At 41.9% G+C, this 20,138-nt stretch carries 27 protein-coding genes; 25 read left to right on the top strand and 2 right to left on the bottom strand.

Going from position 1 to position 20,138, the window contains the following annotated elements; all coding sequences use genetic code 11:
* The first annotated feature begins 13 nt into the window (after positions 1 to 13).
* Positions 14 to 442, top strand: coding sequence for a transcriptional regulator MntR (mntR, locus tag NST18_RS09300; protein ID WP_004889573.1), 429 nt, complete (start codon positions 14 to 16; stop codon positions 440 to 442).
* A 73-nt stretch (positions 443 to 515) separates the two neighbouring features.
* Positions 516 to 1,394 carry a patatin-like phospholipase family protein gene (locus NST18_RS09295; RefSeq protein WP_192948268.1) on the top strand — a complete coding sequence of 293 codons (879 nt, stop codon included), beginning with the start codon at positions 516 to 518 and terminating at the stop codon, positions 1,392 to 1,394.
* A gap of 15 nt (positions 1,395 to 1,409) precedes the next feature.
* On the opposite strand, the gene NST18_RS09290 is transcribed toward NST18_RS09295, so the two are convergent.
* Positions 1,410 to 1,751, bottom strand: coding sequence for an SA1362 family protein (locus NST18_RS09290; protein WP_035018545.1), 342 nt, complete (start codon positions 1,749 to 1,751; stop codon positions 1,410 to 1,412).
* Between the two features lie 20 nt (positions 1,752 to 1,771).
* Positions 1,772 to 2,701 (bottom strand): DUF1385 domain-containing protein, encoded by a 930-nt coding sequence (locus NST18_RS09285; RefSeq protein ID WP_004889577.1) that lies wholly within the window; start codon positions 2,699 to 2,701, stop codon positions 1,772 to 1,774.
* A 115-nt stretch (positions 2,702 to 2,816) separates the two neighbouring features.
* On the opposite strand from NST18_RS09285, the gene NST18_RS09280 reads away from it, so the two are divergent.
* The 23 genes from NST18_RS09280 to NST18_RS09170 all read left to right on the top strand — a co-directional run bounded on the left by NST18_RS09280 (position 2,817) and on the right by NST18_RS09170 (position 20,104).
* Positions 2,817 to 3,380: a YqhR family membrane protein gene (locus NST18_RS09280; RefSeq protein WP_004889579.1), complete on the top strand. Its 564-nt coding sequence runs from the start codon at positions 2,817 to 2,819 to the stop codon at positions 3,378 to 3,380.
* Between the two features lie 38 nt (positions 3,381 to 3,418).
* Positions 3,419 to 3,865: a type II 3-dehydroquinate dehydratase gene (gene aroQ / locus NST18_RS09275; RefSeq protein ID WP_004889580.1), complete on the top strand. Its 447-nt coding sequence runs from the start codon at positions 3,419 to 3,421 to the stop codon at positions 3,863 to 3,865.
* Positions 3,866 to 3,867: 2 nt separating this feature from the next.
* Positions 3,868 to 4,929, top strand: a complete 1,062-nt coding sequence (locus tag NST18_RS09270; protein WP_004889581.1) for a M24 family metallopeptidase — start codon at positions 3,868 to 3,870, stop codon at positions 4,927 to 4,929.
* 18 nt (positions 4,930 to 4,947) lie between these two features.
* A complete protein-coding gene (gene efp / locus NST18_RS09265) occupies positions 4,948 to 5,505 on the top strand; it encodes an elongation factor P (RefSeq protein ID WP_004889583.1) in 558 nt (185 codons plus the stop codon).
* Positions 5,506 to 5,639: 134 nt separating this feature from the next.
* Complete coding sequence (locus NST18_RS09260) at positions 5,640 to 5,912, top strand: YqhV family protein (protein ID WP_004889585.1); 273 nt, start codon at positions 5,640 to 5,642, stop codon at positions 5,910 to 5,912.
* A 12-nt stretch (positions 5,913 to 5,924) separates the two neighbouring features.
* Positions 5,925 to 6,848, top strand: coding sequence for a stage III sporulation protein AA (gene spoIIIAA, locus NST18_RS09255; protein ID WP_004889587.1), 924 nt, complete (start codon positions 5,925 to 5,927; stop codon positions 6,846 to 6,848).
* Positions 6,849 to 7,361 (top strand): stage III sporulation protein SpoIIIAB, encoded by a 513-nt coding sequence (gene spoIIIAB, locus NST18_RS09250; protein ID WP_004889588.1) that lies wholly within the window; start codon positions 6,849 to 6,851, stop codon positions 7,359 to 7,361.
* Between the two features lie 15 nt (positions 7,362 to 7,376).
* Positions 7,377 to 7,583 carry a stage III sporulation protein AC gene (gene spoIIIAC / locus NST18_RS09245; protein ID WP_004889589.1) on the top strand — a complete coding sequence of 69 codons (207 nt, stop codon included), beginning with the start codon at positions 7,377 to 7,379 and terminating at the stop codon, positions 7,581 to 7,583.
* Between the two features lie 6 nt (positions 7,584 to 7,589).
* On the top strand, positions 7,590 to 7,991 hold the full coding sequence (spoIIIAD, locus tag NST18_RS09240; RefSeq protein ID WP_268915724.1) for a stage III sporulation protein AD: 402 nt from the start codon (positions 7,590 to 7,592) through the stop codon (positions 7,989 to 7,991).
* A gap of 4 nt (positions 7,992 to 7,995) precedes the next feature.
* Complete coding sequence (spoIIIAE, locus tag NST18_RS09235; RefSeq protein WP_004889592.1) at positions 7,996 to 9,156, top strand: stage III sporulation protein AE; 1,161 nt, start codon at positions 7,996 to 7,998, stop codon at positions 9,154 to 9,156.
* 7 nt (positions 9,157 to 9,163) lie between these two features.
* Positions 9,164 to 9,742, top strand: a complete 579-nt coding sequence (gene spoIIIAF, locus NST18_RS09230; protein WP_004889593.1) for a stage III sporulation protein AF — start codon at positions 9,164 to 9,166, stop codon at positions 9,740 to 9,742.
* A gap of 6 nt (positions 9,743 to 9,748) precedes the next feature.
* Positions 9,749 to 10,315 carry a stage III sporulation protein AG gene (spoIIIAG, locus tag NST18_RS09225; RefSeq protein ID WP_004889594.1) on the top strand — a complete coding sequence of 189 codons (567 nt, stop codon included), beginning with the start codon at positions 9,749 to 9,751 and terminating at the stop codon, positions 10,313 to 10,315.
* A 12-nt stretch (positions 10,316 to 10,327) separates the two neighbouring features.
* Positions 10,328 to 10,891 carry a SpoIIIAH-like family protein gene (locus NST18_RS09220; RefSeq protein ID WP_004889595.1) on the top strand — a complete coding sequence of 188 codons (564 nt, stop codon included), beginning with the start codon at positions 10,328 to 10,330 and terminating at the stop codon, positions 10,889 to 10,891.
* Between the two features lie 190 nt (positions 10,892 to 11,081).
* Positions 11,082 to 11,582, top strand: coding sequence for an acetyl-CoA carboxylase biotin carboxyl carrier protein (gene accB, locus NST18_RS09215; RefSeq protein WP_004889596.1), 501 nt, complete (start codon positions 11,082 to 11,084; stop codon positions 11,580 to 11,582).
* 13 nt (positions 11,583 to 11,595) lie between these two features.
* The gene (gene accC, locus NST18_RS09210) at positions 11,596 to 12,948 is read left to right on the top strand and encodes an acetyl-CoA carboxylase biotin carboxylase subunit (RefSeq protein WP_064214086.1); all 1,353 of its coding nucleotides are present in this window, start codon (positions 11,596 to 11,598) and stop codon (positions 12,946 to 12,948) included.
* A gap of 21 nt (positions 12,949 to 12,969) precedes the next feature.
* Entirely contained in the window at positions 12,970 to 13,365 is a 396-nt protein-coding gene (locus NST18_RS09205; RefSeq protein ID WP_004889598.1) for an Asp23/Gls24 family envelope stress response protein, read from the top strand.
* Positions 13,366 to 13,486: 121 nt separating this feature from the next.
* The gene (nusB, locus tag NST18_RS09200; protein ID WP_004889599.1) at positions 13,487 to 13,873 is read left to right on the top strand and encodes a transcription antitermination factor NusB; all 387 of its coding nucleotides are present in this window, start codon (positions 13,487 to 13,489) and stop codon (positions 13,871 to 13,873) included.
* Positions 13,874 to 13,896: 23 nt separating this feature from the next.
* Positions 13,897 to 14,748 (top strand): bifunctional methylenetetrahydrofolate dehydrogenase/methenyltetrahydrofolate cyclohydrolase FolD, encoded by an 852-nt coding sequence (gene folD, locus NST18_RS09195; RefSeq protein ID WP_004889600.1) that lies wholly within the window; start codon positions 13,897 to 13,899, stop codon positions 14,746 to 14,748.
* Between the two features lie 23 nt (positions 14,749 to 14,771).
* The gene (gene xseA / locus NST18_RS09190; RefSeq protein ID WP_192949112.1) at positions 14,772 to 16,112 is read left to right on the top strand and encodes an exodeoxyribonuclease VII large subunit; all 1,341 of its coding nucleotides are present in this window, start codon (positions 14,772 to 14,774) and stop codon (positions 16,110 to 16,112) included.
* Complete coding sequence (locus NST18_RS09185) at positions 16,109 to 16,321, top strand: exodeoxyribonuclease VII small subunit (protein WP_004889602.1); 213 nt, start codon at positions 16,109 to 16,111, stop codon at positions 16,319 to 16,321. The genes xseA and NST18_RS09185 overlap by 4 nt, the downstream gene beginning before the upstream one ends.
* Before the next feature lie 2 nt (positions 16,322 to 16,323).
* The gene (locus NST18_RS09180) at positions 16,324 to 17,196 is read left to right on the top strand and encodes a polyprenyl synthetase family protein (RefSeq protein ID WP_064214088.1); all 873 of its coding nucleotides are present in this window, start codon (positions 16,324 to 16,326) and stop codon (positions 17,194 to 17,196) included.
* 169 nt (positions 17,197 to 17,365) lie between these two features.
* Positions 17,366 to 19,258 (top strand): 1-deoxy-D-xylulose-5-phosphate synthase, encoded by a 1,893-nt coding sequence (gene dxs / locus NST18_RS09175; RefSeq protein ID WP_064214089.1) that lies wholly within the window; start codon positions 17,366 to 17,368, stop codon positions 19,256 to 19,258.
* Positions 19,259 to 19,261: 3 nt separating this feature from the next.
* Positions 19,262 to 20,104, top strand: coding sequence for a TlyA family RNA methyltransferase (locus NST18_RS09170; protein ID WP_064214090.1), 843 nt, complete (start codon positions 19,262 to 19,264; stop codon positions 20,102 to 20,104).
* The last annotated feature ends 34 nt before the right edge of the window (positions 20,105 to 20,138 follow it).

The following is a 20,138-nucleotide window of genomic DNA, read 5'->3' as shown; positions in this document are numbered from 1 at the left end:
AGGAGGGAAACGTATGCCAACACCAAGCATGGAAGATTATATTGAGCAAATTTATATATTGATTGAAGAAAAAGGATATGCCCGTGTATCAGATATTGCCGAGGCATTGTCCGTTCATCCCTCCTCTGTGACGAAAATGGTGCAAAAACTCGATAAAGACGAATATTTAGTATACGAAAAGTACCGTGGACTTGTCCTTACACCAAAGGGCAAAAAAATCGGCAAGCGGCTCGTGTATCGCCATGAGCTACTGGAACAATTTATGCGTCTCATTGGTGTAGATGAAGAAAATATTTATCGTGATGTTGAGGGAATCGAACATCATTTAAGCTGGAATGCGATTGATCGCATTGGCGATTTAGTACAATATTTTGAAGAAGATCGGTCACGTCTTGAAGCGCTTCGCAACATTCAAAGACAGAACGAGCAAGAACAGGCATAAACGCTTGTTCTTTTTTGTTTTTTATGCTCAACTCTTCTCGTTTTTCATACATATATGGCGAGGAGGGAAGAGGATGGAGATTGACGGTGTGTTTTCCGGTGGTGGCGTCAAAGGTTTTGCGCTAATTGGAGCATATGAAGCGATTGAGGAAAAAGGTTTTCGCTTTAAACGGCTTGCTGGTACGAGCGCAGGAGCGCTCATTGCTTCGTTTATTGCAGCGGGATTTACAAGCAAGGAAATCGTGGACATGATGGAAGAGATGAATTTAATGGACTTTCTCGATGAGCGACATACAATCATTCCGTATGCATGGTTAAAATGGCTCGTCCTTTATTGGAAAATGGGGTTATATAAAGGAGAAAAGCTTGAACGATGGATCGCCGATCAGTTAAGTAAAAAAGGCGTGTACACGTTTGCTGATTTGCCACATGAACGATTACGCGTCGTCGCTTCCGATTTAACGAATGGGACGATGCTTATTTTGCCAGATGATTTGCCGAAATATGGCATTGATCCTCTCCGCTTTTCCGTCGCAAAAGCAGTAAGAATGAGTGTCGGTATTCCTTATTTTTTTGAGCCTGTGCGGTTAAAGACGGACGAAGGGAAGCATATTGTCGTTGATGGTGGCTTACTAAGCAATTTTCCGATTTTTTTGTTTGATGAAGAACGGAAAAAACGACCTGTTCTAGGCATCAAACTAAGCGCAAGACAATCGCAAAAAGCCAAAAAGAAAATTAATAATGCCATTGATTTGTATGAAGCGTTGTTTCAAACGATGCGCGAGGCGCACGATGAACGGTACATTTCACGTCGCCATGAAAAAAACATCGTTTTCCTTCCTGTCAAACATGTCATTGCCACCGATTTCTCAGTGACGGACGAAGAAAAAAAGAAGCTTATTTCGTTTGGAAAAGAGCGGACAGAACAATTTTTAAAAATGTGGACGTATTAAAAGAAAAAAATCGGGTTAAAAAGAGGCCCGATTTTTTTTCTTCCCTTTTTTCCCTTCAATGACTGTTAAATGAGTGGCGTGCTTTTTCTTTAAAGCGGTTGGGCGCGTTTGTTTTTTCGACGTCGGCTTTGTTTTTTGATGGTGAAGCTTTTTCGATTGTTTTACCGCTTTTTGATATGAATGATCGAAACGCTGTCTTTGTATCCATTTGTATATGGCGTAAAAAACAGCTACGATGAGCACGATGATCATCGCTTGTTTCAACAATTGAATCGGATCGTTCCATAAACGATAAGTCAAGCCAAATATAGCTAATACAATAAGCAAAGTAATAAGTGGGAATGGGCGCCGACGCAATCGATCCACCTCCTTCATCATTACACCACTTCTTCTTGCTGTTTCGTCGCTTCTCCCTCTAACTCAAGCAACCGTTGAAATGATGCGATCGCTACTTCTACTTGATCATTAGTCGGTTCTTTCGTTGTTAATCGTTGTAACCATAAACCAGGGTAGCCGAACCAGCGTAACATTGGAACATGTCGCACCGCGTTTGTAATTTGTAATACTTCAAACGATAGTCCTAATACAACAGGAATAAGCGCAAGTCGGTTTAACACGCGTACCCAAAGCGGTTCAGTTGGTACGAACATGTAAACGAATACGCCAATGATGACAGTAAATAAAATGAAGCTGCTACCGCAACGATAATGAAGACGAGATTGTCGTTGTACGTGCTCAACGGTCAATGGCAAACCATTTTCGTAGGCATTAATTACTTTATGTTCAGCTCCATGATATTGAAACAGTCGTTTGACAAGTGGAGTGAGTGAAATAAAATAAATATAGCCCAAAAGCAAAAGAAGTTTAAAAAAGCCTTCAACAAGTATTTGTGCCGTTTTCGACGGGAAAATCGGTCTCGTTAATTCAGCTAAAAATACAGGAATAAGTGTGAAAATAAATTTTCCAAATAGGAACGATAAAACACCGATTAGCGCCGCGCCTAAAATCATCGTCCATTTCGATGGCGATTCCGCTTGCAAAGTTTCATCTTCATGTGGATCAAGATCATATCGTTCACTTGAAAACTGCAAATGTTTTGACCCGTTTGCGCTTGCCTGGATAATCGCAAAAATGCCGCGAAGAAACGGGATTTTCTTTAATGAAGCGAGCGTTTTATTTGTTTCGCGTGGAACGTGGAAATACTCAATCGAACCGTCTTTGCGACGAATGGCTGTGACAGAATGATGACGTCCAGCAAACATCACACCTTCAATGACCGCCTGCCCACCATATACGTTTTTGCTCATAAGAAGACACCAACCTATTTTCTTTTTTCTTATATTCTACAAGAAAACGATAAAAACCTCTAGGTCGATGTATCGTTTGTATTCGTATTGTTTCCAAAAATGAGAAACGATACACATGAGATGCAACATTTTGGACAAGATAAAAACGGAGGTGATTGCTGTGCAAACAAAAATGAAACAAGATGCACAACTAGAACAAAACAAAAGAGAAAAGCCAATGCCTGTTTTAGCAAAAGTTGCATTGATTGGTTTTATTGGAGGTGTGTTTTGGAGTTTCCTCGCATACTGTGCTTATTTTTTCCGTTTTACAGAAGTAGCGCCAAATTTCATTTTGCAACCATGGGCAATCGGTGATTGGAAAAACGGAGCGCTCGGTCAGACGATTGCGATTTTGTTCATTGGGATTGCTTCTGTCGTTGCCGCGTTTGTATACTATGCTTTTTTAAAAAATCGCCAAGGTATTTGGCCAGGCGTCGCTTTCGGCATCGGGTTATGGGTGCTTGTTTTTTACGTATTAAATCCGATTTTCCCTCAATTAAAAGCTGTTCCACAACTTGAGCGAAATACGGTTGTTACGATGGTATGCTTTTACATTCTATATGGAATGTTTATCGGTTATTCCATTTCATTCGAAGTAGCAGAGATGAGGCGACAAAAACAGGCCGATGTGGTAAAATAACCATATGTATTTTCATCTGCAAAGGGGGGAGAGGGGGAATGGTTCGATTCCTCCTTTTAAACGGTCCGAACTTAAATCGTCTCGGCATGAGGGAGCCACACATTTATGGGCATACGACACTTGCACAACTAGAAAAACAGCTAACAGAATTTGCTAGTGAATATGAAGTAGAGTTAACGTGCTATCAAAGCAATTATGAAGGCGCGTTAATTGATCAAATTCATCGGGCGGAGTCGTTATATGACGGGATCATTTTCAATCCCGGAGCGTTTACGCATTACAGTTATGCCTTGCGTGATGCAATTGCAAGCATACAAACGCCAGTCATCGAAGTACATATTTCAAATATTCACGCAAGGGAGCCGTTTCGTCATCAATCTGTTCTTGCTCCTGTGACGGCCGGGCAAATTGTCGGTCTTGGCGTAAACGGATATCGATTGGCGATTTTAGCGTTGCTTGATATAGTTGAAGGGAAGGGGAAATAACGTTGGATAAATTACAAAAGCTTCGCGCGCAATTTAATGAACATGGCATTGACGGATTTCTCATTACAAATGAATATAACCGTCGCTATATGACGAATTTTACAGGAACGGCAGGTGTTGTTTTAATTAGCGAAACAGACGCCGTATTTATTACAGATTTTCGCTACGTTGAACAAGCGACAAGACAAATTGAAGGATATGAAATTGTGCAACATACGCAGACGCTCATTGAAGAAGTGGCGAAACAAGTCGAGCGATTAGGCATTCAAAAGCTCGGATTTGAACAAGACGATCTTTCATATGCAACGTTTTCAGCATATGAAAAAGCGATTAAAGCAACGCTTGTTCCTGTTTCCGGCGCGGTTGAAAAGTTACGCTTGATTAAGTCGGAAGCAGAGATTAAGATATTAAAGGAAGCAGCCGAGATTGCCGATGCCGCATTTCGCCATATTCTCGATTTTATTCGCCCAGGTGTGCGTGAAATAGATGTGGCAAATGAATTAGAGTTTTTTATGCGTAAACAAGGTGCGACAAGCTCGTCTTTTGACATGATTGTTGCTTCTGGTGTGCGTTCAGCATTGCCACATGGGGTGGCGACAGAGAAAGTCATCGAAAAAGGTGAGCTCGTCACGCTTGATTTTGGCGCATATTATAAAGGATATTGCTCTGATATTACGAGAACGGTTGCAGTTGGAGATGTAAGCGACGAGTTAAAGCGCATATATGATGTCGTGTTGCAAGCTCAGCTTCGTGGTGTTGAACATATTCGTCCAGGGATGACAGGACGAGAGGCAGATGCGCTCACACGTGATTACATTTCCGCTTGTGGATTTGGCGAATACTTTGGGCATTCTACTGGTCATGGTCTTGGCATGGAAGTGCATGAAATGCCGGCGCTTTCAATGCGTTCGGATACAGTACTACAGCCGGGAATGGTTGTGACGGTCGAACCAGGCATTTACATAGCGGGATTAGGCGGTGTTCGCATTGAAGATGACATTGTCATTACAGAAAACGGCAATGAGCGGCTCACTCTTTCACCAAAAGATCTCATTACTTTATAGACATAGGAGGAAATGAACATGATTTCAGTAAACGATTTTCGTACAGGCTTAACGATTGAAGTCGATGGTGACATTTGGCGCGTCATCGAATTCCAACATGTGAAACCAGGAAAAGGGGCGGCGTTCGTTCGCTCAAAACTTCGTAACTTGCGCACAGGCGCGATTCAAGAAAAAACGTTCCGCGCAGGTGAAAAAGTAAACAAAGCACAAATCGACAACCGCAAAATGCAATATTTATACGCAAACGGCGATCAACATGTGTTCATGGATATGGAATCATACGAGCAAATTGAACTACCTGCGAAACAAATTGAACATGAATTAAAGTTTTTAAAAGAAAACATGGAAGTATTTATTATGATGTACCAAGGTGAAACGATTGGTGTTGAATTGCCAAACACCGTTGAGTTAAAAGTTGTTGAAACAGAGCCAGGTATTAAAGGTGATACAGCATCAGGTGGTTCTAAACCAGCAACGTTAGAGACAGGTCTTGTCGTTCAAGTACCGTTCTTCGTCAACGAAGGCGATGTATTAATTATTAACACAACAGACGGCACATACGTATCACGTGCATAATAAAAAGTAATCGTCCTGTGAAAAAGCAGGGCGATTTTTTATTTGTACATCCCCCACAAATTTTTCTCTCTATACTTCTGAATTGTCTCATTTCTGCATACGTTGTACTAGCACTGTTGTACAAGGAGGATGCGATGAAAACTGATGCAACGGTTTGGACGATGGCAGGGTTACGTTTTTTATCTGCAGCGATTGAGTTAAGCGCAGCGATCGTTATGTTGTCGTTCAACGACGTAAAAAAGGCGCTTGCGGTCAACACATTGCTTGCGGTTGTCGGTCCGACGATTTTTTTCGTTGTCATGATGATTGGGCTTGTGGCAGTAGCGAATGAGCTATCATTATTTAAGCTCGCATGGATCGGCGCTGGAGTTGTATGTATATTGATCGGTATTTATGTTGTGAAATGAGGGGGGAAGAGAATGCAAGCAGTGTTGAATATATTGCCTAAAACGCTTGTTGATGCCATTCAATCGTTTTCTATTTTTCCCCAGTCTACGATTGAAGAAATTCGCATTCGTATTCATCGGCCGCTGGAAGTCATTGCTGGTGGGAGGTCGTACATATGTCCGCATGTTGTACAAACGGAAGAAGGTGTCGAACTATTAAATAAACTAAGTCAATATTCTCTTTACACAATCGAGGAAGAGTTAAAAAAAGGCTACATCACCATTCAAGGTGGGCATCGCGTTGGTTTAGCCGGAAAAGTGATTGTAGAAGACGGAAAAGTAAAAGCGATTCGACATATTACGTCATTTAACATCCGAATGGCCCGTCAACAAATCGGCATAGCTGAGCCACTTCTTCCTTACTTATACGACGGACGATGGATGAATACGATCATCATTGGCGCACCGCAAACAGGAAAAACAACACTCCTTCGCGATATTGCACGCATCGTCAGTGGCGGAGTGACAGAACAGCATATTGCTCCTCGAAAAGTTGGCATTGTCGATGAACGATCAGAAATTGCTGGGTGTGTCAAAGGCATTCCGCAATTTACATTCGGATGCCGTGTCGATGTGCTCGATGCATGCCCAAAAGCAGAAGGGATGATGATGATGATTCGTTCGATGAGCCCGGACGTTCTTGTTGTCGATGAAATTGGAAGCGAAGCGGATTGTACGGCTATTTTAGAAGCGGTTCATGCAGGAGTTGGTTTATTTATGACAGCGCACGGTCGCCATTTGGACGATTTAATGAAGCGTCCATCGCTGCGTCCGATTATAGAACAAGCTGTATTTGAGCGCTTTGTTGAATTGACGAATATCGGACGTCCTGGAACGATTCAAGCCATTCGCGATTCAAACGGTCGTGATGTATATCGAAAGATGAGTGTGATGTAAATGAAATGGATCGGAGCATTATGCATCATATTAGCAACGACATGGTCCGGTTTTGAAGCATCGCGACTTTTACGAGAGCGTACAAAACAGTTACGTCAGTTAAAAATGGCGTTACAGGCGCTTGAAGCAGAAATTATGTACGGGCATACACCGTTAATAGACGCCTCCCTTCGCTTATCCCAGCAACTATCGAAACCGTTGTCATGGTTGTTTGAATCGTTTGCGCAAAAGTTGCAAAAAGGAACGATGAACGCACGTCAAGCTTGGGAAGAAAGTTTACATGAAATATGGAAAATGACCGCTTTAAAAGAAGGGGAATTGGAAATTATGAAGCAGTTTGGCGAGACGCTTGGACAGTACGATCATGAAATTCAACAAAATTACATTCGCTTAACGATGGTGCATTTAGAGAGAGAAGAAGGGGATGCCATTGAAAAACAACAGCGCTATGAAAAAATGATGAAAAGTTTAGGCGTGTTAACGGGCATTCTCATCGTGCTTTTACTCATGTAGAGGAGGACATTCAAAATGGGCGTTGACGTTGATTTAATTTTTCGCATTGCTGGTGTAGGCATTGTCGTTGCTTTTTTGCATACGGTGTTAGAAGGATTCGGAAAAAAGGAATATGCTCAATGGGTTACATTACTAGGGTTTATTTATATTTTATTTTTAGTTATTTCGATCGTCCAAGACTTATTTCAAAAAATTAAATCCGTTTTTTTGTTTCAAAGTTAGGAGGGAATACCCATTGATATTTTACAAATTGTTGGACTTGGATTGATTGCCACGTTTTTAGTGACGATTTTAAACGAACATAAGTCGAATATTTCGCTTTTGCTGACTGTGTTTGTCGGAACAGTTATTTTTTTATTCTTAATTGATCGCATCCAAGACATTTTTCGCATGGTTCAAACGTTAGCGAATGAAGCACACGTTCAAACGGTGTACGTTGAAACGATTTTGAAAATTATTGGCATTGCCTATATTGCGGAGTTTGGTGCACAAATTTCAAAAGATGCAGGACAGGGAGCGATTGCGGGAAAAATTGAACTTGGTGGGAAAATTTTAATTTTAGCGATGGCCATCCCAATTTTAACTGCTCTAATCGAAACCATTTTGAGTTTTCTTCCGATGAAGGGGTGATGACATGAAGCGCGCTCCGATTTTATTTTTCTTTCTTCTTTTTTTCTTGCCTTCTATTGTACAAGCTTCACCGCCAACAAATGAGCTAGTCAAACAACAAGCAGAACAAGTTGGGGTAGAGTCGATCAAGCAATATTGGGATCATATCGTTCAACAATACGGAGGGCTACTGCCGGAAAGTCAAAAAGGATCGTTTTGGCAGTTTATTAACGGGGAAAAAGAACTGTCGCTCAGCGAATGGTTGCAGGCGTTTATAAAGTTTTTATTGTATGAGCTTATGGCGAATGGAAAATTGCTAAGTATGCTTATTTTACTAACGATATTTAGCTTATTTTTACAATCGTTACAAAACGCATTTTCATATCACGCTGTGAGCAAAGTGGCGCATGCGGTTGTGTATATGGTGCTTATGATTATCGCATTAAATAGTTTTCATGTTGCGGTGACGTATGCGAAAGAAGCTATTCAGACGATGACAAGCTTTATGATTGCGCTTTTACCCATTTTACTGGCGCTTATGGCGTCATCGGGGGGAGTTGTATCTGTTGCCTTTTTCCATCCGATTGTGCTGTTTTTTATGAATATAACAGGAACGGTCGTTGAGCGTTTTTCATTGCCGCTTTTGTTTTTAGCGACAATTTTAAGCATTGTTAGCTTGTTGAGCGAACATTATAAAGTAACAAAACTAGCAAATTTGTTGCGCAACATTAGCGTCGGTTCACTCGGGATCATGTTGACGATTTTCTTCGGCGTGTTGTCTGTCAAAGGAGCGACAACCGCCATTGCCGATGGAATTGCGATACGGGCGGCTAAATTTGTCGCAGGAAACTTCATTCCCATTATTGGACGAATGTTCACTGATGCTGCTGACACCGTCGTCACTGCCTCCGTCTTATTAAAAAATACAGTTGGGTTGTTCGGAGTCGCTTTATTGCTCTTAATTGCAGCGTTTCCAGCGCTCAAAATTTTAGTCATCGCGCTTATTTATCAACTAGCAGCTGCTATATTACAACCGATGGGAGGCGGCATCGTCATTTCCTGTTTAAGCATCATGGGCAAAAGCATTATGTATGTACTTGTTGCTTTGATGATCGTATCGCTTATGTTTTTTTTAAGTATGACCGTCATCATTGCAGCAGGAAATTTAACGATGATGGTTCGCTGAAAGGGGAATGGACGCTGTGGGACTCTTGACAGAATGGATTTCTCATCTCATTACATTTATTTTGCTAGCCGTTGTCATTGAATTGATTTTACCAAACGGTTCGTTTCAAAAGTATGTAAAAATGGTCGTCGGCCTATTGTTTATTTTCATTTTATTTTCTCCGCTTCTTCATTTGTTTCACGGGAACGTAGATACGTGGTTTGCTTCCATTCAGCGACAACAAAACGAAACGATTGAAAATGACATTGAAAGAAAGAAAAAAGAAATACAAGCCTCGCAACGTGCATATATTTTAGAACAAATGGCTGTCCAGCTAAAGAACACAGCGGCTGAGGAGTTGATGCGCACATATGGGTTAACGGTGACGGACGTTTCATTAACGATTGGGGAATCAGACCAAATCCCACCTCCGATTGAGGCAATTACGGTAGAGTTGGCAGAAGAAGCGACTTCTGTTGTCAAGCCCATTCGCATTCAATCATCACCATCAACAACGGAACAACATGACGACATTGCCCGCTTTTTAGCGCATATGTGGGAAGTGGATCCAGAGATGATTACGATTCATCTAGAAAGGAGGGAGTAGGGAGGGGTGAAACAATGGATTGAAAAAAACGGATTGATCGTCATCCTTTTCGTTTTCGGCTTATCGTTTATGATTTTTGGCAACGTGTTCAACTTTTCTTCTTCCAAACAAGTTCAGCAAGAAGCAACTCAAGCTGTATTTCGCCAATCAGATGAAGAAAAAAAATTAAAGCAAATTGCCGACTATGAAGAACGATACGAACAACAACTAAAAGAAGCGCTTGAAGCGATTGTTGGCGTTGGTGAAGTAAAAGTGATCGTAAATGTTGATGCCACAGAGCGAAACGTACTTGAAAAAAATGCAACCGTTCAAAAAAAGCGAACGATGGAAGAAGATAAAGAAGGAGGAAAGCGTCAAATCGAGGATGAATCAACAGACGAAAAAATTGTGATCGTGCGCAAAGGGGACGAAGAAACACCTCTCGTTTTGCAAACGAAAAAGCCGGAAATTCGTGGTGTGCTTGTTGTTGCGAAAGGAGCCGATCAAGTGCAAGTGAAAAAATGGATTGTCGAAGCAGTGACGCGAACGTTGAACGTTCCAAGCCATCGCGTTGCTGTTTTACCAAAAAAGTAAGGGGGAGAACATATGTTGAAAAAACAAACGGTTTGGTTGTTAACTATGTTTAGTTTAGTTGTCGTTTTATCGGTGTATTATGTAACAAGTCCTCAGCTTACAGAGCAAGTAGCGTTTGAACAAAAGGAAGAGGCAAACAATGAAAAAGGTTTAACACCGACGGATGAAGCGATGAAAGAAGAAGTCGCAAATGAGGAAGACGTGACTGTTGAACAAACGAATACAGGAAGCGACGATCTATTTACGGCGCTTCGACTCGAAATTGAGGATGAGCGAAGCAAGTTACGTCAAGAACTCAATGCCATTGTCGCTTCCAATAACGTATCTGCCGAAGAAAAAAGCAAGGCGATTGATCAGTTGCAACAACTATCGAACATTGCAGAAAAAGAAGCAGTGTTAGAAACGTTAATTAAATCGAAAGGATACGACGATGCGCTCGTTCGCGTTCACGAAAATCAAGTGCATATTACAGTAAAAGCAAAAGAACATTCGAAAAAAGCCGCGAATGAAATCATTCAGCTCGTTCAAAGCGAACTCGGCCGCGTACAAGACGTAGCTGTTCGTTTCCAAAAATAACCGGAAATCCGGTTATTTTTTTTTCGGTTGAAAATAAATTTTATAATACTATATAATAATAATTGTTTTTATGACCAGATATAAATTTTCTAACATTTTCTTATCATTTTATTGAATAATGGAAAAGGTGTGTCGTATCATGGTATTGTATAATCTTTTCTACAAATGATGGGGCGAGGGGTGTAAGTCGATGTTGAAAATTCAAGAAATTCGCGAATTAATCCGATTAGTAAACGAGTCAAACATTGTGGAGTTTGTATACGAGCACGATGGCTCCAAAATTAAAATGAAAAAAGCTGGAGCAGCTGAACAAGTCGTCGTTGCTCCACCGAAAGTAGACGTGCCGCCGGCAGCTGTCGTTCAACAACAGACGCCGGTGACACCAGTCGTTGAAAAGGTGGAAGTGAAAGAAGAAGCGAGACCGGAAAAACAAGTTGTTGCAACAGAAAACTTACATACGATTACCTCGCCGATGGTCGGTACGTTTTATGCAGCGCCATCGCCAGATGCAGCACCGTACGTAAAAGTTGGCGATAAAGTGAAAAAAGATACGATCGTATGTATTGTTGAAGCAATGAAATTGTTTAACGAAATCGAAGCAGAAGTCGATGGAGAAATTGTAGAAGTGCTTGTGAAAAATGGCCAGCTCGTTGAATATGGACAACCTTTATTCCTTGTGAAGCCTGAATAAAGGAGCGATCGAGATGATAAAAAAATTGTTAATCGCCAATCGTGGGGAAATTGCTGTTCGAATTATTCGGGCGTGCAAAGAACTTGGCATCGAGACGGTTGCTGTATTTTCAGAAGCCGATCGTGAAGCGCTTCATGTTCAATTAGCAGACGAAGCATATTGTATCGGTCCAAAAACGTCTAAAGACAGCTATTTGAATTTCACAAACATCATGAGTGTGGCAACGTTAACCCAATGTGATGCCATTCACCCAGGATATGGTTTTTTAGCTGAAAATGCTGATTTTGCTGAGCTATGCCGTGAGTGTAACGTAACGTTTGTCGGACCAAGTCCGGAAGCGATTACAAAAATGGGAACGAAAGATGTTGCACGTGAGACGATGAGACAAGCTGGAGTTCCGATTGTTCCTGGTTCACAAGGAATTATTGAAAGCATTGACGAGGCAATTGCGCTAGCGAACGAAATCGGGTATCCTGTTATTATTAAGGCAACTGCAGGTGGCGGTGGAAAAGGCATTCGAGTCGCTCGAAATGAGCAAGAGCTCATTAAAGGAATTACGATCACACAACAAGAAGCAGCAACAGCGTTTGGAAATCCAGGGGTGTATATTGAAAAATACATCGAAGATTTTCGTCATGTGGAAATTCAAGTGTTAGCCGATTCATATGGAAATGTGATTCATCTTGGTGAGCGCGATTGTACAATTCAACGTCGTTTGCAAAAATTACTAGAAGAAACTCCATCTCCTGTACTTGATGAAGAAATGCGGCAAAAAATGGGGGAAGCAGCTGTCAAAGCAGCGCAAGCCGTTCAATACACAGGAGCAGGAACAGTTGAATTTATTTACGATTATCGCAATCGCCAGTTTTATTTTATGGAAATGAACACGCGCATCCAAGTAGAACATCCTGTGACGGAAATGGTGACAGGTGTCGATTTAATTAAAGAGCAAATTCGCATTGCCTCTGGTGAGAAATTAACGCTGAAACAAGAAGATGTGACGTTTAACGGTTGGTCTATCGAATGCCGTATTAACGCGGAAAACCCTGCGAAAAACTTTATGCCATCGGCTGGGAAAATTCAAATGTACTTGCCTCCAGGGGGATTTGGCGTGCGGGTGGATTCTGCTGCTTATCCAGGTTATACGATTCCGCCGTATTACGATTCGATGATTGCCAAACTGATCGTTCATGCACCGACGCGCGAAGAAGCGATCGCACGTATGAAACGCGCATTGAGTGAGTTTGTTATTGAAGGAGTTCATACAACGATTCCGTTTCATTTGAAATTGCTCGAGCATGAAAAGTTTGTCGAAGGAAACTTTAATACAAAGTTTTTAGAAACATACGATGTAATGAACTCTTAATGATAAAGGAGGGCATTTGTTATGTCTGAACACGTATTGGAAATGGAAAATGGCCACAACGGTCTAGGAAAAGTAGAAATTGCACCGGAAGTGATTGAAGTCATCGCCGGCATTGCGGCATCTGAAATTGAGGGTGTAGCACAAATGCGCGGCAACTTTGCTGCCGGTGTTGTAGAGCGATTAGGGAAAAAAAATCACGGTAAAGGTGTAAAAGTCGACTTAACAGACCGCGGCATTATCATTGATATTTATTGTGTCATGAACTTTGGTGTGTCCATTCCAACCGTCTCACAAAAAATTCAAGAAAACGTTCGTCAAGCATTGTTGACGATGACAGGGCTAGAGACAGCTGAAGTGAACGTTCATATTGTCGGCGTTCAATTCGAGTCATCGAAACAAGAATCGGAAGTCGAATAAAGAAGAGGGGGCAATCTCGTTTACGGGATCGCCCTTTTTCCATAGGTGAGTGTTTTCTTTCGTCGAAATATGTTATGATCATGATATAATTTTCGACAATATGATAGAAAGGGTTTTGGTCATGAAGCGGCATACAGCAAGAGAAAAAGCGTTACAAGCATTGTTTCAAATTGACGTAGGAGGCATTGAGCCACACGAAGCGGTTGCGAACGTCATTGAAGAAGAAACAGATCCGTTTATGGAGATGCTTGTTTTTGGTGTAGTTAAATACCAAAAAGAAATTGATGATTTATTGCGCCAACATTTAGAAAAATGGACGTTAGAGCGTGTCGCAAACGTCGATCGCTCGATTTTACGTATGGCTGTATTCGAAATGAAATATATGGATGATATCCCGTTGAGTGTAAGTATGGATGAAGCTATTGAGTTAGCCAAAGTATTTGGCGATGAAAAATCAAGTCGCTTTATTAACGGCGTGCTTGCAAAAATAAAAGAAACATTGTCTTAAAAGAATAAGGGGGAGAAGGATTTATGGCAGCACAAATCATTAACGGTTTTGAATTAGCAAAAGAAAAGCGAGCGCAGTTAGCAAAAGAAGTCGAACAGTTAAAACGAGAAGGTATTGAGCCAGCGTTAGCTGTTATTCTTGTTGGAGATCATCCTGCTTCACAATCGTACGTAAAAGCGAAGCAAAAGGCATGTGAAGAAATTGGAATTCGTTCTGTTTTGCTGACTTTTCCAAATGACATATCCGAATCGTTTTTGCTAGGGCAAATTGCTCGTCTAAACAAAGACCGCTCAATACACGGCATTTTAGTGCAATTGCCGTTGCCACCACAAATTAATGAGCTACATGTGATTGAAGCCATTGCGCCCGAAAAAGATGTCGATGGTTTCCATCCGTTAAACGTCGGACGAATGATGACGGGGCAACAAACGTTTTTGCCTTGTACACCATATGGTATTTTATATATGGTTCAATCTTTGCAAGTTGATATTACAGGAAAACATGTCGTTGTCGTTGGACGAAGTAATATCGTCGGCAAGCCGGTCGGTCAACTATTTTTGCGCGAACATGCGACAGTCACATATTGCCATTCCCGAACAAACGATTTAGAAGCGATCACACGCCAAGCAGATATTTTAATTGTTGCGGTCGGCAAACCGAAGCTTATTACGTCTTCTTATGTGAAAGAAGGAGCAATTGTAATCGACGTCGGTGTGAATCGACTAGAAAACGGAAAGTTATGCGGAGATGTCGATTTTGATGATGTAAAACAAGTAGCAAGCTATATTACCCCTGTGCCAAAAGGTGTCGGACCGATGACGATTACGATGCTGTTGCACAATACAGTGCAAGCAGCGCGTGAACAACATAAGTAAGCGAGGTTATTTTTGTGGCAGACATGAGGTATGTAACGGTTGCGGCATTAACGAAATACATTAAGCGGAAATTTGAAGTTGATCCTCATTTACAAGATTTATGGATTAAAGGTGAAATTTCTAATTTTACATATCATTCTCGTGGACATATGTACTTTACGTTAAAAGATGAACAAGCGCGCATTCAAGCCGTTATGTTCGCAGGGCATAATCGCCAACTAACATTTAAACCAGAAAACGGAATGACTGTGCTTGTTCGCGGTGAAATCTCCGTATACGAGCCAAGCGGAACGTATCAAGTATACGTAAAAGAGATGCAACCGGATGGTGTTGGTGCGCTTTATTTAGCGTATGAGCAGTTAAAAAAGAAACTAGAGCAGGAAGGGCTATTTGCTAAAGAGCATAAAAAGCCGATTCCGAAATTCCCGCAACATATTGGTGTTGTAACATCGCCAACGGGGGCAGCGATTCGCGATATTTTAACGACGATTCGCCGCCGCTATCCGCTCGCAAAGGTGATTCTATTTCCGACGCTCGTTCAAGGGGAGCAAGCTCCGTTATCGATCGTTCAATCGATTCAAAAAGCAAATGATATCGGATATATTGACGTGCTCATCGTCGGACGCGGTGGAGGTTCGATTGAAGAACTTTGGGCGTTTAATGAAGAAATCGTGGCGCGAGCGATTTTTGCCTCGCGCGTTCCGATTATTTCTGCCGTCGGACATGAAACAGACTATACGATCGCTGATTTTGTTGCGGATTTGCGTGCGCCGACGCCGACGGGGGCGGCGGAACTTGCTGTGCCGCATGTCGCAGATTTGCTTTCGCGTGTATCCGACCAACAAGCTCGTCTCATTCGAGCGACGAAAGAACGGTTAAATGCGGAACAAAAACGGCTTCAATCGTTGCGTTCATCGTATGCGTTTCGCTATCCGAAACGGCTTTACGAACAAAAAGAGCAGCAGTTAGATATACTTGTTGACCGATTGCAACGACAAATGAACGATATGTTAAAACAAAAAGAACATAAACTCCAACAGTTGCAACTGACACTGTTTGCACATCATCCACAATCGCGAATCGAAAAAGCGGCTGATTGCATTCGTACGTTACAACAAACAATTGTTCGTAATATGAACGATGTGATGAAACAAAAAAAATGGTCGCTTGTAACAACGATGACGAAGCTCGATGCGCTCAGCCCATTAAAAATTATGGAACGTGGCTACAGCCTCGCGTATGATGAGCAAGAAACGCTCATTAAGACAGTAAAACAATTGCAAACAGGGGATCGTGTTCAAATCCGCTTTCAAGACGGGCGCGCACATTGTATTGTTTCAAATACTGAGGAGGAGAACGTATGACGTTTGAAGAAGCGATGAACAAACTTGAAGAAATTGTGCAAAAGTTAGAAGAAGGGGACGTTCCGCTTGAAGAAGCGATTCATTTTTTTCAAGAGGGCATGAAATTATCGAAGTTTTGTCACGACAAACTACAACAAGTGGAAAAACAAATGGAATTTATTTTACGGGAAGATGGACAGCTTGAACCGTTTACAGTGCAGGAGGAATAAACGTGGAACGGTTATTGCGACAATATAAAGAGCAAATTGAACAGCAGCTACCGACGTATATTGAATCGTTGCAAGCACCTCAAACAATTAAAGAAGCGATGCTCTACTCGTTGCGAGCAGGAGGAAAACGGATTCGCCCTCTTTTGTTGCTCTCAACGTTACATGCATTTCGTAAACCAATTGGCATCGGTATGTCTGTTGCCTGTGCGCTTGAAATGATTCATACGTATTCACTTATTCATGACGATTTGCCGAGCATGGATAACGATGATTTACGGCGGGGTAAACCGACAAATCATAAAGTATTTGGTGAAGCGAATGCGATTTTAGCAGGCGACGCGTTACTGACATACGCTTTTCAAGTAGTTGCAGATGACAAAACCATTTCATCGGATGTAAAAGTTCGTCTTATTTCTGAATTAGCAAAAGCAGCTGGACCCGAAGGAATGGTTGGCGGACAAGTAGCCGACCTTGAAGGAGAAGGAAAAACAATTAGTTTGCAACAATTAGAATACATTCACCGCCATAAAACTGGAAAGTTGTTGCAATATAGCGTTCGAGCAGGTGCGATATTAGGTGAAGCAACAGAACAACAATTAACGTTGTTAACATTATTTGCTGGCCATCTCGGTTTAGCGTTTCAAATTCGCGATGACATTTTAGACATTGAAGGAGACGAACAAAAGATCGGAAAAAAAGTAGGAAGCGATATTGAAAACGATAAATCGACGTATCCTTCTCTTTTGACGCTTGATGGGGCAAAGAAAAAACTTTGCGATCATATGAAAGAAGCGCGCAAACTTCTTGATGAAGCAAAAATTGATGCGTCGCTATTACATTATATTTGTGATATTGTCGAAACACGCGATCATTAAGAGCATTGAGGAAAGAAGAAACATGTGGTATAGTGGAAAAGAAATGTTAGCCGTTCACACGTTCGTGTAAGCGGCTCTTTTTTGCGTACAAACATGTTTATCTGTATAATTAAAATACATAAAATTGTATGATATCAGGTTTTAGCTTACATGAAAGAGAGTGATCGCGTTGGATGTTACAGCGATTCGAAACCCAAAATTTTTAAAGCAAATGTCAAATGAACAACTCGTTCAATTGAGCGAGCAAATTCGACAATTTTTAATTGAGAAATTATCGAAAACAGGTGGACATATTGGTCCGAATCTCGGAGTCGTTGAATTGACGATTGCGCTTCATAAAGTGTTTGAAAGCCCGAAAGATAAACTCATTTGGGATGTTGGCCATCAGTCGTATGTGCATAAAATTTTAACTGGGCGTGCTAGTCAATTTGATACGTTGCGACAATATAAAGGATTGTGCGGCTTTCCAAAACGTAGCGAAAGCGAACATGACGTATGGGAAACGGGGCATAGCTCGACATCGTTATCTGCTGCAATGGGTATGGCGATTGCACGCGACTTAAAAGGAACGGACGAATATATCGTTCCGATCATTGGGGACGGCGCGCTCACCGGGGGAATGGCGCTAGAAGCGTTAAACCATATCGGACATGAGAAAAAAGATATGATTGTCATTTTAAACGATAACGAAATGTCGATTGCTCCAAACGTCGGGGCGCTTCATAATGTACTTGGTCGCCTGCGAACAGCTGGAAAGTATCATTGGGTAAAAGATGAATTAGAAATGTTGTTAAAGAAAATTCCAGCTGTCGGTGGAAAGCTTGCTACAACAGCGGAACGTGTCAAAGACAGCATTAAATATTTGCTCGTTTCGGGCGTATTTTTTGAAGAACTCGGCTTTACGTACTTTGGACCGGTAGATGGCCATAACTTTGAAGACTTATTTGAAAACTTACATTATGCAAAAAAGGCGAAAGGCCCTGTTCTTGTTCACGTCATCACGAAAAAGGGAAAAGGATATCACCCAGCGGAAAGCGACAAAGTCGGAACGTGGCACGGAACAGGACCGTATAAAATTGAAACGGGTGATTTCATCCAATCAAAGCAATCTGCTCCATCTTGGAGTGCGGTTGTGAGTGAAACAGTGCGCAAATTAGCGCGCGAAGACCGTCGCATTGTTGCCATTACGCCTGCGATGCCTGTTGGTTCAAAATTAGAAGGGTTCGCAAGCGAATTCCCTGAGCGTATGTACGACGTCGGTATTGCTGAGCAACATGCTGCCACGATGGCTGCTGGTTTAGCGACGCAAGGAATGAAACCGTTTTTAGCAATTTATTCAACATTTTTACAACGGGCGTACGACCAAGTTGTTCATGACATTTGTCGCCAAAACTTAAACGTGTTTCTTGGTATTGACCGTGCAGGGCTCGTCGGTGCGGACGGCGAAACGCATCAAGGTGTGTTTGACATCGCCTTTTTACGCCACATTCCAAACATCGTATTAATGATGCCAAAAGATGAAAATGAAGGGCAACATATGGTATATACGGCCATTCAATACGATGACGGCCCGATTGCGATGCGTTTTCCGCGTGGCAACGGTCTTGGTGTGCCGATGGATGAGCAATTGAAAAAAATTCCGATCGGTACGTGGGAAGTGTTGCGTGAAGGAATAGACGTTGCCATTCTAACGTTCGGTACGACGATTCCGATGGCGCTCCAAGCAGCTGAACGTCTTGCAAATGAAGGCGTTTCTGTACAAGTCGTCAACGCCCGTTTTATTAAGCCACTTGATGAAGCGATGTTGCATACGCTACTGCAACAAAACATGCCGTTACTTACAATTGAAGAAGCGGTACTTCAAGGTGGATTTGGTAGTGCTGTAATTGAATTTGCTCATGATCACGGGTATCATGGGGCGATTATTGATCGAATGGGCATTCCGGACCGTTTTATTGAACATGGCGGTGTGTCGCAACTTCTTGAAGAAATTGGACTAACGACAGAACATGTAATGGAACGAATTTGTTTATTGACTCCGAAAAAAAGAAAAAGGGCATGAGAGATGAAAGGGAAGAAAGAACGTTTAGATGTATTACTTGTCGAACGCGGATTGGCTGAAACGCGCGAAAAGGCGAAGCGAACAATTATGGCTGGCCTTGTGTATTCAAACGAAATGCGGCTTGACAAACCAGGGGAAAAAGTTCCCGTGGACATTCCGCTAACGGTGAAAGGAAATGCGCTACCGTATGTGAGTCGCGGTGGGCTAAAACTTGAAAAAGCGTTACAAATGTTCGCGCTTGAAGTAAAAGATAAGATTATGGTTGACATTGGTGCATCGACAGGCGGATTTACGGACTGTGCGTTGCAAAATGGAGTGAAGTTGTCGTACGCTCTTGATGTGGGATACAATCAGCTCGCATGGAAACTGCGCCAAGATGAACGTGTTGTAGTCATGGAGCGGACGAACTTTCGTTATGTGACGCCGAGTGATTTTCAACACGGCTTACCAAACTTTGCAACGATCGATGTGTCGTTTATTTCATTAAAATTAATTTTACCCGTCTTAAAAACGATTTTAGTGCCGCATAGCGATATCGTTGCTTTAGTCAAACCGCAATTTGAAGCGGGAAAAGAGTTTGTCGGAAAAAAGGGGATTGTCCGCGATGCACGTGTTCATGTGCACGTACTTGAAACAATTACTGCATTTGCGCAACAAGAAGGGTACGACATTATTGGGCTAACCCACTCGCCGATTACAGGCGGTGACGGAAATATTGAATTTTTGCTTCATTTACGTTGGGAAGGCAAAGAAGTAGGAGAAAATCGCTTGACTGTTTCTCCAGAAGAAGTAGTTGCCAGGGCACACAGCGAGTTGAAAGAAAATAAAGAACATGCGGGGGAATAACGATCGGTTATTCCCTCTTGTTTGCTCGTCTGTC

This window comes from Anoxybacillus sp. FSL W8-0104, from assembly GCF_038004465.1.
In the GTDB taxonomy this organism is placed as follows: Bacteria; Bacillota; Bacilli; order Bacillales; family Anoxybacillaceae; genus Anoxybacillus; species Anoxybacillus flavithermus_G.
The sequence above is the reverse complement of the archived record's forward strand: the minus strand, read 5'-3'. Positions and strand labels throughout refer to the sequence as shown.

What these genes read in the sequence shown, in the direction of transcription:
- mntR (WP_004889573.1), top strand. Translation starts at nt 14, where the DNA reads ATGCCAACACCAAGCATGGAAGATTATATTGAGCAAATTTATATATTG.
- NST18_RS09295 (WP_192948268.1), top strand. Translation starts at nt 516, where the DNA reads ATGGAGATTGACGGTGTGTTTTCCGGTGGTGGCGTCAAAGGTTTTGCG.
- NST18_RS09285 (WP_004889577.1), bottom strand. Translation starts at nt 2,701, where the DNA reads ATGAGCAAAAACGTATATGGTGGGCAGGCGGTCATTGAAGGTGTGATG.
- NST18_RS09280 (WP_004889579.1), top strand. Translation starts at nt 2,817, where the DNA reads ATGAGATGCAACATTTTGGACAAGATAAAAACGGAGGTGATTGCTGTG.
- aroQ (WP_004889580.1), top strand. Translation starts at nt 3,419, where the DNA reads ATGGTTCGATTCCTCCTTTTAAACGGTCCGAACTTAAATCGTCTCGGC.
- efp (WP_004889583.1), top strand. Translation starts at nt 4,948, where the DNA reads ATGATTTCAGTAAACGATTTTCGTACAGGCTTAACGATTGAAGTCGAT.
- NST18_RS09260 (WP_004889585.1), top strand. Translation starts at nt 5,640, where the DNA reads ATGAAAACTGATGCAACGGTTTGGACGATGGCAGGGTTACGTTTTTTA.
- spoIIIAA (WP_004889587.1), top strand. Translation starts at nt 5,925, where the DNA reads ATGCAAGCAGTGTTGAATATATTGCCTAAAACGCTTGTTGATGCCATT.
- spoIIIAB (WP_004889588.1), top strand. Translation starts at nt 6,849, where the DNA reads ATGAAATGGATCGGAGCATTATGCATCATATTAGCAACGACATGGTCC.
- spoIIIAC (WP_004889589.1), top strand. Translation starts at nt 7,377, where the DNA reads ATGGGCGTTGACGTTGATTTAATTTTTCGCATTGCTGGTGTAGGCATT.
- spoIIIAE (WP_004889592.1), top strand. Translation starts at nt 7,996, where the DNA reads ATGAAGCGCGCTCCGATTTTATTTTTCTTTCTTCTTTTTTTCTTGCCT.
- spoIIIAF (WP_004889593.1), top strand. Translation starts at nt 9,164, where the DNA reads ATGGACGCTGTGGGACTCTTGACAGAATGGATTTCTCATCTCATTACA.
- NST18_RS09220 (WP_004889595.1), top strand. Translation starts at nt 10,328, where the DNA reads ATGTTGAAAAAACAAACGGTTTGGTTGTTAACTATGTTTAGTTTAGTT.
- accB (WP_004889596.1), top strand. Translation starts at nt 11,082, where the DNA reads ATGTTGAAAATTCAAGAAATTCGCGAATTAATCCGATTAGTAAACGAG.
- accC (WP_064214086.1), top strand. Translation starts at nt 11,596, where the DNA reads ATGATAAAAAAATTGTTAATCGCCAATCGTGGGGAAATTGCTGTTCGA.
- NST18_RS09205 (WP_004889598.1), top strand. Translation starts at nt 12,970, where the DNA reads ATGTCTGAACACGTATTGGAAATGGAAAATGGCCACAACGGTCTAGGA.
- nusB (WP_004889599.1), top strand. Translation starts at nt 13,487, where the DNA reads ATGAAGCGGCATACAGCAAGAGAAAAAGCGTTACAAGCATTGTTTCAA.
- folD (WP_004889600.1), top strand. Translation starts at nt 13,897, where the DNA reads ATGGCAGCACAAATCATTAACGGTTTTGAATTAGCAAAAGAAAAGCGA.
- xseA (WP_192949112.1), top strand. Translation starts at nt 14,772, where the DNA reads ATGAGGTATGTAACGGTTGCGGCATTAACGAAATACATTAAGCGGAAA.
- NST18_RS09185 (WP_004889602.1), top strand. Translation starts at nt 16,109, where the DNA reads ATGACGTTTGAAGAAGCGATGAACAAACTTGAAGAAATTGTGCAAAAG.
- NST18_RS09170 (WP_064214090.1), top strand. Translation starts at nt 19,262, where the DNA reads ATGAAAGGGAAGAAAGAACGTTTAGATGTATTACTTGTCGAACGCGGA.